At 59.2% G+C, this 12,878-nt stretch carries 12 protein-coding genes; 9 read left to right on the top strand and 3 right to left on the bottom strand.

Annotated elements, in window-relative coordinates; genetic code table 11:
* Window positions 1-109: 109 nt before the first annotated feature.
* The 7 genes from GSQ80_RS07880 to GSQ80_RS07850 all read left to right on the top strand — a co-directional run bounded on the left by GSQ80_RS07880 (window position 110) and on the right by GSQ80_RS07850 (window position 9,874).
* A complete protein-coding gene (locus GSQ80_RS07880; protein ID WP_371315695.1) occupies window positions 110-2,467 on the top strand; it encodes an endonuclease MutS2 in 2,358 nt (785 codons plus the stop codon).
* Window positions 2,468-2,694: 227 nt separating this feature from the next.
* Window positions 2,695-4,830: a radical SAM protein gene (locus GSQ80_RS07875; RefSeq protein ID WP_158787090.1), complete on the top strand. Its 2,136-nt coding sequence runs from the start codon at window positions 2,695-2,697 to the stop codon at window positions 4,828-4,830.
* Between the two features lie 283 nt (window positions 4,831-5,113).
* Window positions 5,114-6,184 carry a type III polyketide synthase gene (locus GSQ80_RS07870; protein WP_158787089.1) on the top strand — a complete coding sequence of 357 codons (1,071 nt, stop codon included), beginning with the start codon at window positions 5,114-5,116 and terminating at the stop codon, window positions 6,182-6,184.
* Window positions 6,174-6,896, top strand: coding sequence for a methyltransferase domain-containing protein (locus GSQ80_RS07865; protein ID WP_158787088.1), 723 nt, complete (start codon window positions 6,174-6,176; stop codon window positions 6,894-6,896). The genes GSQ80_RS07870 and GSQ80_RS07865 overlap by 11 nt, the downstream gene beginning before the upstream one ends.
* A complete protein-coding gene (locus GSQ80_RS07860; protein WP_254059512.1) occupies window positions 6,893-8,002 on the top strand; it encodes an NAD(P)/FAD-dependent oxidoreductase in 1,110 nt (369 codons plus the stop codon). The genes GSQ80_RS07865 and GSQ80_RS07860 overlap by 4 nt, the downstream gene beginning before the upstream one ends.
* 501 nt (window positions 8,003-8,503) lie before the next feature.
* Window positions 8,504-9,166: a YdeI family protein gene (locus tag GSQ80_RS07855; protein ID WP_158787086.1), complete on the top strand. Its 663-nt coding sequence runs from the start codon at window positions 8,504-8,506 to the stop codon at window positions 9,164-9,166.
* 81 nt (window positions 9,167-9,247) lie between these two features.
* Window positions 9,248-9,874 carry a thioredoxin domain-containing protein gene (locus GSQ80_RS07850; protein ID WP_254059511.1) on the top strand — a complete coding sequence of 209 codons (627 nt, stop codon included), beginning with the start codon at window positions 9,248-9,250 and terminating at the stop codon, window positions 9,872-9,874.
* Window positions 9,875-9,949: 75 nt separating this feature from the next.
* On the opposite strand, the gene GSQ80_RS07845 is transcribed toward GSQ80_RS07850, so the two are convergent.
* Window positions 9,950-10,672, bottom strand: coding sequence for an LrgB family protein (locus tag GSQ80_RS07845; RefSeq protein ID WP_158787084.1), 723 nt, complete (start codon window positions 10,670-10,672; stop codon window positions 9,950-9,952).
* Window positions 10,669-11,037: a CidA/LrgA family protein gene (locus tag GSQ80_RS07840; RefSeq protein WP_216850191.1), complete on the bottom strand. Its 369-nt coding sequence runs from the start codon at window positions 11,035-11,037 to the stop codon at window positions 10,669-10,671. Before GSQ80_RS07840 ends, GSQ80_RS07845 begins: the two co-directional genes overlap by 4 nt.
* Before the next feature lie 116 nt (window positions 11,038-11,153).
* Between GSQ80_RS07840 and GSQ80_RS07835 the strand changes: the two genes are divergently transcribed.
* Window positions 11,154-11,387, top strand: coding sequence for a hypothetical protein (locus tag GSQ80_RS07835; protein ID WP_158787083.1), 234 nt, complete (start codon window positions 11,154-11,156; stop codon window positions 11,385-11,387).
* 66 nt (window positions 11,388-11,453) lie between these two features.
* A complete protein-coding gene (locus tag GSQ80_RS07830) occupies window positions 11,454-12,644 on the top strand; it encodes an A/G-specific adenine glycosylase (RefSeq protein WP_158787082.1) in 1,191 nt (396 codons plus the stop codon).
* On the opposite strand, the gene GSQ80_RS07825 is transcribed toward GSQ80_RS07830, so the two are convergent.
* The coding region (locus GSQ80_RS07825; protein ID WP_216850189.1) for a hypothetical protein at window positions 12,645-12,878 on the bottom strand (234 nt) is incomplete at its 5' end.

Below are 12,878 nucleotides of genomic sequence, written 5' to 3'. Positions count from 1 at the left end.
TCCGTCTCCGCTGTCTGAAATAAGTGCCGAGGCACTGCAATGGCCCGAGCTGATCGAACGACTGGCTCATAGGGCACAATCGCCGCTGGGCAGGGAATGGATCAAGGCATTGCAGCCCAGCTCTGAAGCCGCGTGGGTCGAAGAACAGCAGCAACGCAACGCCGAGATGCAGAAGCTCATCGCAGGTGGCAGCTTCGACTTTCGCGGCATCTTCGATGTGACAGAGACTCTCGAAAAGGCTCGGATTGAGGGTGCGGCGCTTGAGGCGATGGAGATTCGATCGCTGATCGTGCATGCGGAACGTGTGGAGGCGTGGAGGCAGGTTGTCCTGTCTCCCCCGGATTCGGTACGAGATCAGTGGCCGGGGATTGAGCAGCTCACAGCTCCGTTGCTTCCTTACGATCTGGGAGAACTGTTGAGATCGCTCGGCGGAAAAATCGAGCCGGACGGCAGCCTGAGCAATGACGCGTCTCCCGAACTGCGCCGGATTCGCCGCGCGCTGGAGCAGCAACACCGGGCGATTGAGACGAGTCTGCGACGAGCGCTTGCGAAGCTTTCGGAGGATGGCAGCACGCAGGACTCACTGATTACCGTGCGTGGCGAGCGCTTCGTGATTCCAGTCAAGAACGAATTCAAGCGTAAGGTCGGCGGCGTGATTCACGGCTCAAGCTCGAGCGGTCAGACCGTGTTTGTGGAACCGATGGAAACCATCGAACACAACAACGAGTTGGCGCGGCTGCTGGATGAGGAGCAAGGGGAGATTCATCGGATCCTGGTTGCCATGACCCGTGCGATTGCTGCGCAGAGCGACGCGCTTTTGCTGGGGGCAACGATCCTGGGTGAGGCCGACGCACATCAGGGGATTGCACGTTTTGCTGTGGAATTGAGCTGTATACGACCGAGCTTCGCAGGGTCTACTTCGGATTCCGAGGAAGATGCGACAGACGAGTTCAATCTATTCGCGGCGCGTCATCCGTTGCTAGACCTGCGGCTGCGTGCGCAGGGCGGAGTGATCGTTCCGCTTACTATTACCCTTCCCGCAGGCAAGCGACAGATGATTATCAGCGGACCGAACACCGGGGGAAAGACCGTGGCGCTGAAGACTTCCGGCTTGGTCACCCTGATGGCGCAGGCCGGCTTGCCCGTGCCGGCGGAGAAGGCGCACCTTCCATTCTTTACGGCCATCTACGCGGACATCGGGGACGCGCAGTCGATTGAGCAAAACCTCTCCACGTTTTCGGCCCATATTGTTCACGTAGAACGCATTGCTCGGGATGCGGATGCGCAGTCCCTGGTGTTGCTGGATGAGTTGGGGTCAGCGACGGATCCGGAAGAAGGAGCAGCGCTAGCCGTTGCGGTCGCGGAACACTTTCTTGAACGTGGCGCATGGTGCATCATCACAACGCACCTCACCTCGCTGAAGGTGTATGCGGCCAAGCATGAGGGTGTAATCAATGCGGCGGTGGGATTCGACGAGGTGGCGCTGGCGCCGACGTATGAGCTGCGGCTGGGAGTGCCCGGTGCCTCTGCGGGGTTGAATATTGCGGCGCGGTTGGGACTCGACCCGGGGATTGTGGCGAATGCGCGTTCACAGATGACGACGCAGCAGGTGGACATCGGCAGGTTTTTGGACGAGTTGCACGCCCAGCTTACCGCTGCTTCGGCCGAACGGGAACATTTGAGCGTAGCCGAGCGCGAGTTAGCGAAGGAACGGCTGCGGCTTGAGCACGAGGGTCGCGCCGAGCAGCAGGCGCGCACACGCGAGCTTGAGAAGCAGCTGAAGAGTCTCATCGAAGACTTCGAAGTGCAATTACGAGATACGGTGAAGGCTATCGATGACAAGACTGTTGCGCAAAAAATCGCCCGGGATTCGGCTTTGCGGATCGCCCGACTGAAGCGTGAGTTCTCTGAACAGTTTCAAACGACGGTGTTCGCTCATAACGCTCCTTCGCAAACGGAGGCACAAAAGAAGACTGCGGATCGGCAGCGGGATCCGAAACCCGGCGACATTGTCAGGTTGAAGTCTCTCAACCGCGAAGGGCGAGTGGTGCGGGTCATCGACGCCAAGACGCTTGAGGTCGCGATTGGCTCGATGAAGACCCGAGTCGGACGCGAAGACGTTGCCGAAATAACGGCCGTGGCCGACAAGCCGCTCGAGGCGGTGAAGCGACGCGGAGGCATCACCGTATCCACAACATCGAATTCGGAAGACTCTGATTACATGAGTTCGGAGATCAATGTCATCGGCCGGACCGCGGACGAGGCAGAGAGCGAGGTCGAGCGATTCCTGGAGCGAGCGTTTCTCGCTGGCCTACCCCGCATTCGTGTGGTGCATGGCGTGGGAATGGGAATTTTGCGCAGGACGCTACGCGATTTCCTGGTCAAGCATCCACATGTAACTTCGGTTTCAGAGCCGCCTTATAACGAAGGTGGACAGGGTGCGACGATCGTGGAATTGCGAGTGTGACGCTTCGAGTTGGGAAGCCAACACATTCTATTGACGTTAGCTGACCCTGACCGACCACCCCATTCAACCGACGATATCCCCATTCGCTGCAATATATCCCCGTTCACTGCTAAACCAACGACTTAGAGGCGTCCCTCCCATAGCCTTGACCGTGCAAGGGTACGTAATGTGGGAAACAACTTCTTGCCGCGCAATTGTCGGGGCAAACCTTCAGGAGAGATAAAGATATGGGTAAGGCAACAAAATTCTTCGAGACAGGCGTAGTCGTGGCCGCGAAGGCCGGCTGGAGCGTGTTTAGCAAGCTGAACGCTATCAGCCCCAACGCTAGCTTCACTCCGAAGTGGTCGGATAAGCCGTTGCTGAAGTCGTACCAGAAGGAGAAGCCGCCCCTTGGCTGGCCGCGTACGACCGACTCCCTATGTCCTAAGTGTGTGCCCCAGATCCGCCAGCAGATCGTGGACGGCAAGCTGCCCCACGAGATTCTTCTCAATGAGAAGGTCGGCGAGATCAAGGCGCAGATCATCGAGCGCGATGGCCAGATCCTGATGGTGAAGGATTGCCCGATTCACGGACACTTTGAAGATGTCATGTCGATCGACACGGCTTTCTTCAAGCATCTCGAAGAAGTTTTCCCGGGCCGCGATATCCGCGCCCACAACGATGGCAAGCTGCACAATCACGGCACCTCGACCGTCACCCACGGCCGTGGTTCGGTGCTCACCATCGATCTGACGAACCGTTGCAACATGATGTGCGACCCCTGCTTCATGGACGCCAACCAGGTTGGTTTCGTGCATGAGCTCACGTGGGACGAGATCAAGACCATGCTCGACAACGCGGTCACCATCAAGCCCAAGCGCCAGATGTCGGTGCAGTTTTCGGGTGGCGAGCCTACGCTGAGCCCCTACTTCCTCGACGCCGTCGCCTACGCGCGTAAGGTCGGCTACACGTCGGTGCAGGCTGCGACCAACGGCATCGAGTTTGCCAAGTCCAAGGAATTTTCGAAGGCTGCCGCCGAAGCCGGTCTGCGTTACGCGTACCTGCAGTTTGACGGCATCGGCAACGCACCGAATAGCCACCGCAAGGTCGGAAACGCATTCGACGTCAAGCTCCAGGCCATCCACAACCTGCATGAAGCCGGCGTGGACATCGTTCCCGTCACCTGCATCATCAACGGCATCAATAACGAGCAGGTTGGCCGCATCATCGAGTTCGCTCTCGACAACCCCAAGAAGATCAACTTCCTCTCCTTCCAGCCTGTGTCGTTCACCGGCCGCGATGAGGATGTGTCCGACGAGCGTCGTATGGCACAGCGTTATACACTTTCGCACCTCGCGCATGACGTCAAGAACCAGACCGGTCTCGGCGAGCCTGTCCGTGACTGGTTCCCGATCAGCTTCATGTCCACCTTCTCGGATTGGGCTGACCTGGTTCATGGGCCCGAGCACGACTGGGGCCAGCTTTCCTGCGGTTGCCATCCGAACTGCGGTATCGGCATGGCGCTGATGATCGACAAGGAAACGAAGGAAGCCGTTCCGGTGACCGCGTTCCTTAATGCCGATCGTCTTGCCAAGGACATTGCTCGCGTGAACGATGCGGCTCGCGGTAAGTACTTGACGATGATTGGCGCGGGTCTGGCCCTCATTCGCAACTACGAACCGAAGAATGCGCCGACTCACTTCAGCATCTTCTCGCTGTTGACCAAGTTTGATAAGTGCTTTGGCGCAACCGGCCGCAACTACGGCAAGGTATCGGCCGACCGCACGATGGACGACATCAAGATGCGTCGCGCGGATCGTTGGAACTTCCTGTTCATCGCGGGCATGTGGTTCCAGGATCTCTTCAACTACGACTTCCGCCGCACCGAGCAGTGCATCATCCCCTACGCAACTCAAGAGGGTGAGATCAGCTTCTGCGCGTACAACACGGGTGTTGGCTGGAGAAACATCATCGAGAAGATGCACATGACCTCGTCGCTCACCAAGTGGTATGAGGAGCACGGTCGGCATGAGATCTTTGCAGGCGGCAAGAAGGTTGGTCTGGAGAAGGAAGCCAAGTACGACCTGGTCCTGAACCAGGCACACGTGGACTCTGCTGCAAACGACACCTTCGACAAGAGCGGCATCGCCAAGAACGCCCGCGAGGAAAAGATCCGCGCTCGCGATCAGAAGCTGAAGGAAGATGCTGAGAATGCTCGCATGGCCAAGCTGTATCGCAAGGAAATCCTCAAGGAGCCGGAGCTTCCTGGTGGATTCGTTGCGATCGGTGAGATCGGCGGCCTGGGCGGCATCAAGCCCGCAGCACCGGTTGAAAGCAAGGCTCAGGTTGTCAACAATATCGAAGAGACCGTAGCCGGCGACTAGTCAGCGAGAGGGAATGGGAAAAGCAAAGGCCGCCTGAGAGGGCGGCCTTTGTGTTTATGTAATTCGGTCGCTGATCCGGTCACATTCCTTACTCCATGTCATTTCAATGAAGCTACTTAGGCGGGTCTCTGATTGTCGAGAAGACGGAGCTTTTCGCTTCTTTTGCTCAGGAGGGACGGGAGTAGTGTTACCTTTCATGTGACAAAACAAAGACAATGTGCTTGCCATTTGGAGTCATCTCTTGCGTTGTCATTCGTGCATCCTAGGGACATCGGAGCTTTTGTTGACTCAGACATACATCAACCGGATCGCCACTGCTGTGCCACAGGATGATGTGCACGAAGCGTTCGTCGCATTTGCCGACCAGATGCTGGAAGACCCTCGAGTCCAACCGGTGTTTCGCCGGATGGCCGCGCGCTCCGGGATTCGGCGACGCTTCTCTGTGCTGACGCCGAACGCAGCGAGTACAGAATTCACCGTTAACGCTCACGAGTTTTACACCCGCGGAAGTTTTCCAGACACCGCGAAGCGAATGCAAATCTTTGAGCGATTTGCTCCCAGGCTCGCGCAACGGGCATTGGACAAGCTCATGCTCTCGGACGACGAGCGCCGCGGCATTACTCATGTGCTGGTTACGTCCTGCACAGGCCTGTATGCACCAGGGCTGGACTTCGACATCCTCGATCACCTTGGCCTGGATACCTCTGTAGAGCGCACCATGATCGGATTCATGGGCTGCTACGCGGCGATCAACGGCCTAAAGCAGGCGAGGCATATCGTTCGTTCGGAGCCAGACGCCAAGGTGCTTCTGGTCAACCTGGAGTTGTGTACGCTGCATTTGCAGGAGACGCAGGATCTCGAGCAAGTCCTGTCTTTTCTCGTATTCGGTGATGGCTGTGCAGCCAGTCTCATCAGTGCCCAGCCTGAGGGCTTCGCCATGGATAGCTTCCGCTCTGTGCTGATTCCGGAGACGCGAAACCTGATTACCTGGAAGATACGCGGTGTGGGGTTTGACATGCTTCTGTCCGGCAAGGTGCCGGGCGAGATTGGTAAAGCGCTGGCGGTCTCGGGTGGCGAGGTTCTCGGCAAGCATAGCAAGGAGGACATCTCGCTGTGGGGTGTTCATCCGGGAGGCAAGTCGGTGTTGGATGCGGTGGAGCGTGGGCTGGGGCTGACGGAGGATGCGCTGGCGGCATCGCGGCAGACGTTGGAGTGCTTTGGCAACATGAGCTCGGCGACAGTGATGTTCGTGCTGGAGCGGCTGATGCAGAGTGCGCATCCGGGCGAGAAGGGCTGCGCGATGTCGTTTGGGCCGGGGCTGACGGCGGAGACCATGCTCTTTCATGCCGTCTGATGCGGGTATTGATCTGTCACGGCGTGCGGCGCCGTCGGAACTGCCAGAGTGGATGGATGAGCCTTGCTTGTACGAGGACTTCCGCGAATGCCTGATGGATCTAGGGCAGGTGAATCGGCTTGCGTTGTCCTATCGGCCGACGCTGGCGTTTCTTGATGAGTTGGTTAAGGCGACGCCCAAGCAGAAACTGCGGATCGTGGATGTGGGCTCGGGTGGCGGCGACATGCTGCGCCGCGTGGAGCGATGGGCTGAGCGTCGCGGCGTTCAGGTGAAGCTCACGGGTATTGATCTGAACCCTTACGCTGCGCGCGTTGCGCGCGAACTCGCGCCGGCTTCGAGTGCTATCCAGTGGATTACCGGTGACGCCTTTACCTATGAAGAGCCTGTGGACGTGGTGCTGAGTTCTCTGTTCACTCATCACCTGGAAGAACCTGAGATTGCGCGATTTCTGGGCTGGAGCGAAGCGGTTGCGCGGCGCGGATGGTTTGTCAACGACCTGTGTCGAGAAGAGACTCCGTATCGACTGTTCGGGGTGCTGGCGAAGGTCATGCGATGGCATCGGTTTGTGCAGCATGATGGTCCAGTATCGTTCCGCCGAAGCTTCCGCGAGGATGATTGGGAGCGGATGTTGAGCGCGGCTGGAATCGGCGTTGCGGACGTGCGGCTGGTGCGATGGACTCCGGGACGCTTGTGCGTGGAGCGCCTGAAGTGAATGCTGAGGTAGTAGTCGTTGGTGGAGGCCTGGCGGGTGCGGCTGCGGCGATTCGGCTGGCTCGCGCAGGTCGCGATGTGGTGGTGATCGAGCGTGCACTGTCCGCTGAGCATAAAGTCTGCGGAGAGTTTCTTAGTCGCGAGGCGCTGAATTACCTGGAATCGCTAGGGCTCGAGGTGGCGAGCTTTGGTGCGGTGCCGATCGGTGCGGTTCGGCTGGCATGGAAGGGTGGGCTGAGTGAGACGAAGCTGCCGTTCCACGCACTGTCGCTGACCAGGCGGCGGCTCGATGAGGAGTTGCTCCGGTTGGCGGCGGATGCTGGTGCGCGGGTTCTTCGCGGATGCCGAGTGCATGGGATCGAGCGAGAGCGTAACGGCTGGCGCGCGATGGTGGAGGGCGGGGAGCCGGTGTTGGCGAACGCGGCTTTCCTTGCCACTGGTAAGCATGATCTGCGAGGCCGACCTCGGCCGAAGGGTAAACAGTCAGATCTTGTGGCGTTCAAGATGTACTGGCGACTCGCGCCTGCGCAGGCTGCGGCGCTTGAGGGCCATGTGGAACTCATGCTGTATCGCGGCGGCTATGCAGGGTTGCAGCCGGTGGAAGACGGTGCGGCGAACCTGTGCTGCCTGGTGGAACGGGCCGAGCTGCAGCGTCACGGTGGCCGATGGGAACACTTCCTGGCCGCGATGCAGCGGGAGTGCGGGCTGCTGCGGGAGCGACTGCAGGGTGCGCAGGCGCTGCTCGAGAGGCCGCTGGCAGTGTCGGCGATTCCGTATGGATATGTGCGTGCCGCAAGCCATGGTGTCTGGGCGCTGGGCGATCAAGCGGCGGTGATTCCTTCGTTCACCGGAGATGGGATGTCGATTGCGCTGCATAGCGGATGCCTGGCGGCAGCGATGTATCTGCAGGGCGAGAGCGCCGAGCAGTTTCAGGCGAAGCTATACCGAGAACTGTCAGGGCAGGTGGCTCTGGCAACCTTGGTTTCGCGCGGGCTGGTGTGGGCGCCATCGCGCGGGGTGCTGATGGCGATGGCATCGCTCAGGCCGCGATCCCTCGAGATCGTTGCAAGGAGAACGCGAATTTCGGAAGCCGCGCTGCTGGCGTAGGCTCTCCACCCCCCTCCCCCTACTTTCACTTTTGCTTAGTCAAGTCGTTTGGAATGTTACAGTTGACGAGTGAAGGCTACTTTCAAAGTGCTCATTCTAAATTGGTTACGCGTATCTAATTCTTTCTATTAGAGTTAGGGGCTAAATGTGAAAGCTGAAGATTCTTCACTGCAGCGGAGTCTATGTCGGGCCGTTGGCCCTTGTTCGCTCTTTAGCCTTTTTGTTGATGCGCAAGGGCGAGGCGCTCGTCAGAGGGATGCGCTTGCTAATCGCTCAATTGAGAGGGTCTAGTTAAATTGTAGCGAATTGGCGGGGGTAACTATGCCAGGTTTTGAAAATATATATCGCCAGTGTTGACGGGGGTTTTCGCGTTTTTCGGGCGGCTGGGGGGCTTGACAGATTCTGCGCGGACGGCGGGCGTTGGATTTGTTGCGGTTGGGAAGAGGGCAGATGCGTCGCTATACTGGTGGCCTCTTCAGCAGTATCAGTTGGAGGTGGTCGATGGCTACGGTTACAGATGGCAGGATCGTTGCGGTGGACGCTTACATCAACAAAGCTGCAGAGTTTGCGCAGCCGATCCTTGAGTATCTGCGGGAAGTGGTGCATGCGGGGGCGCCGGGGGCGGTGGAAGAGATGAAGTGGTCGCGACCGTTCTTTGTGTACCAGGGCGTGATCCTGGGAAATATGTCTGCGTTCAAGGCGCATTGCAGCTTTGGGTTGTGGGGGCCGGAGGTGGGCGCGGTTCTGGAGAAGGAGGGCGCCGCGCAGGATAACGGTATGGGGACGTTTGGGAAGGTGACCTCCGTTAAGGATCTGCCCTCGCGCGCAAAGCTGGTGTCCTATGTGAGCATCGCGGCCAAGGCGATTGCTGACGGCGAGCGAACGAAGGCGTGGTCGCGGCCCAAGGTGGTGAAGGCCGAAGCAGAGGTTCCGGAGGCGCTGGCTACCGCGTTGAAGAAGAATAAGGTGGCGGCGAAGAAGTTCGAGGCGATGACTCCGGGATACAGGCGTGAGTACTGCCAGTGGATTGCCGAGGCGAAGCGTGAGGAGACGCGGGAGAAGCGAGTCGAGACGGCAGTGGAGTGGATCGCCGAAGGGAAATCACGCAACTGGAAGTATGAGTCCTGTGCGGACGGCGAGGGGCTTCGCGTGGCGCGGCGATGAGGGTTGGACGGGTGGGTGTGGGATAGTGGAGTACGGACGGCCATCTGGTTCGCGAGGAGAATGCATTTGAGGTTTGCTGGGATGTCGCAAGTTTTCGTCGCTGGGTCGATGATGTTGCTGGTGGGGACCGCGGCGGCGCAGACGTCGGTGCCTCCTAGCCAGGTGAGTGCTTTTGCAGATACCTCGATGCTGAAGCCTCCGGCGGGAGCGAAGGTGGCGATCATCGAGTGGGAAGACCTGGAATGCCCTTACTGCGCGCATGCATTTCCGTTTGTGCATGCAGCCAGCAATCACTACAAGATCCCACTAGTTCGTTATGACTTTCATATTCCAGGCCACGCGTGGAGTCATGAGGGAGCGCTCTACGCTCGCTACCTTGAAGACAAAGTCTCGCCCGAGTTGGCGACGCAGTACCGGCGCGAACTATTCGCATCGCAGTTCAAGATTGCGAACAAAGACGATTTAGACAGATTTACGAAGGCGTTCTTTGCTGCGCATGGCAAGGAGCTTCCGTTTGTCCTTGATCCAACGGGGCAGCTTGAGCGCGAGGTGAACGAGGGAGATGTATTAGGTCATCGCTTGAACTCAAGGATGTATACGCCAACGATCATTGTCGTGACGCCGAAGGAGTGGATCGAGGTCAAGGATGTCTCGGATTTGTATGAGGCGATCGATAAAGCTGAGGCCACGGTGGGTGTACGGCAATAGATCCTGTGTGGTGGGCGGAAAGCTTCGCGTAGTGGGGCGACGCTTGTGGAAGTCTTCGTGGTATGGGTGGTTGCCCTACCAGTGTTTTAGTAAGGGTGCGAGGATGGGCGCAAGGACGGCGGTGAGGATGCCGTTGGCGCCGATGGCTACTCCTGCAAATGCGGCGGAGAGAGTGTGCTGCGGTATGACGCGGGAGGCTCCGAGGCCACTGCCCGCGGTGCCCGCAGCGAGGCCTTTGGCGGAGGGCTCGTCAATCTTCAGCCAGCGGAGAACTGGGTCAATGGAGATGGCAACGAGGACTCCGCCAATGATCGCAAGGACGGCAGAGAGGGAAGGTATGCCTCCGATGCTGGCAGAGACTGCGATGGCGATGGGCGTGGTGAGGGATTTGGGCGCCATAGAAAGGGCCACGGCCTGGCTGCCGCCGAGCAGTCGCACGATGGCGTAGCCGCTGATAAGTCCGATGAGTGAGCCGGCGAGGAGTGCGGAGATCATGGGCCAGAAGCCACGGCGCATGTGCTCGAGTGCGCGAACCATGGGGATGGCGAGAGCTACGGTCGCGGGGCCGAGGAGGAAGTAAATGAACTGGGCGCCGGTGAAGTAGTCCTGGTAGGAGAGGTGGAGGAGGCGGAGAGTGATGCCGATGATTACGATCGCGATGAGGACGGGGTTGGCGAGGGGGTTGGGAATGCGCTTTTGGACTTCGACGCCAAAGAGGTAGGCGCCAAGGGTGAGGACGATCGCGAAGAGCGGGACGATGCCAGGCGAGAGGGTATGAGGAAGGGTGGTCCAGTTCATAGGCCCTCGTTCTGCATAGAGGCGCGGGGGCCGAAGCGGTGCATGATCCAGGCAGTGGTGACGAGCGTGAGGAAGGTGCTGCCGATGAGGGCGATGGAGATGGGTAGCCACGCGGAGCGGAGAAGCTCAAGGTTGGCGACGATGCCCACACCAGCGGGGACAAAGAGAAGTCCGAGCCAGCTGAGGAGGCCGTCGGAGGCGCGCTGGAGGGCAGGCGGCGGTTCACGACGGCGAAGGATGTAGAAGGCAACGAGCAGGACCATGCCGATTACAGGGCCTGGAACCTTGATGTGGGTGACGGCGCGGAGGGCTTCGCCGGCTAGCTGGCAGAGCAGCAGGATGAAGATGGACTTGATCATCGACATGGGTTGAGGCTACACCAGGGTGAGGGATGGCACTGCGCCGTGCGGTTTGCCAGCTTAATTGTTGTACATGGCCTATTCATGCGGCTGGAATAACTTTCTGTATGGAGGTTAGGACGATGGCAATCGAAACCGCGGAATTGGACAAAATGCAAAGCAGTTACAAGGCGGCGGTGGAAGAGTGGATCGCTGCCATTCGGAGGGAAGAAGCTCTAGCTTCCGTAGATCATTCCGAGGCGGAGATTGATACGTGGGAAGCGGCTGGCTTTGCCGAGGAAGATGCTCGTGGGAAGGCGAAGGCTGCGAAGAAGGCCTATGAAGACGCGTTGCGGGAGAAATTCTTTAACTTCTAGCGGCAAGGTTGGATGTAAAGGTTGGATCTGCTAGTGACGCCTGCGGCCAGATAGACTGTCTGGAGCATGTCGAAGGAAACGAACGCGGAACGGAAGCGGGGGATCGCGCAGAAACGCGACGTCAAGGCTCCGACTGTGTTGGTGGAAGAACCTGGGGGGTTGGGATTTTCTGCGCTGACGTTTCGGCGGCGGTTGGGGGCGTGGTATCGCGAGAATGCGCGGGCACTGCCGTGGCGAGAAGTGGGGGATCCCTATGCGACGTGGTTGTCGGAGATCATGTTGCAGCAGACTCGGGTCGCGACGGTGATCGATCGGTACCAGGAGTTTCTGCAGCGGTTTCCTACCATTCATGACCTGGCTGTCGCTGAGGAAGAAGATGTTCTGGCGCTGTGGAGCGGATTGGGATACTACCGTCGGGCTCGGATGCTGCACCGGGGAGCGCAGTTTGTGGATCGCGAGTTTAGTGGGAAGCTGCCGCGGTCGTCGGCGACGCTGCGGACGCTGCCGGGGGTGGGGGAGTACACGGCAGCGGCGATCGCGAGCATTGCGTTTGGCGAGAGTGTCGCCGTCCTGGATGGAAACGTTGAGCGGGTGCTGCTGCGGGTGTTGGGGCAGGCTGAGCAGAAGGGTGCGAAGGCGAGAGCGCAGTTGGCGGATGCTGCGCAAGCGCTGATGCCGGCAGCGAGCCGGAGGTCGTCGGGCGAGAATGCGGCTGGGGATCATAACCAGGCAATGATGGAGTTGGGAGCGATGATCTGCTTGCCACGCGCCCCGCTGTGCCTGCAGTGTCCAGTGGTGGAATTGTGCAGGACACGTGGGGAGCACCCGACTGGAGCCCGGGCGAAGATGCAGAGCCGAACGGTGGCGCATCTTTTAGCGCTTCGTAAACGCGGAGTAGCGACGGAGGTTTTGCTGGAGCGACGGGCGGCGGACGCGTCGCTGATGGCAGGCATGCTGGAGCTTCCGTCATTACCGGCGGGAGCGACGCAGGGGCGCGAACCGGTCCTGCGCCTGCGTCATGCCATCACCAATACCAACTATTATGTGCAGGTATTCAGTGAGGGCGCTGCGCCCAAGCAGGCGATGAGTGAGGAGGATTCGGTGTCACTGTTGATGGAAAAAGTTTTGGCGGAGAAGGGCGACTTGCGGTGGGTGACTACGACGAAGCTGGCGCAACAACCACTGACCGGCCTCGCACGCAAGACACTGCAGCGGCTGAACCTAATGGCTTTGCCTCAGGTGACAATTCCTTTGTAATCAATTGGCTGCGGGCGGAACTAAGGGCTGGAGAATGACCGTGGTGGCGGAGCTCTGATTGCCGTTGGCGTCGATTGCGGTGACGCTGTATCGATAGGTTGAGGTCGAGTTGGCGGTGGCGTCGTGGAATGAGGGCTGGGGAATTGGTGAGGAATTTAACTGGGTGCGCGGCGCCGTGGGTTCGCCTGTCGCGTTGAGGGTTTCGCGATAAAGGTTGTAGCCGGCTAGAGGCGT

It is taken from the genome of Granulicella sp. L46, from assembly GCF_009765785.1.
Lineage (GTDB): Bacteria > Acidobacteriota > Terriglobia > Terriglobales > Acidobacteriaceae > Granulicella.
This window is presented reverse-complemented; position numbering and strand designations above follow the sequence as displayed.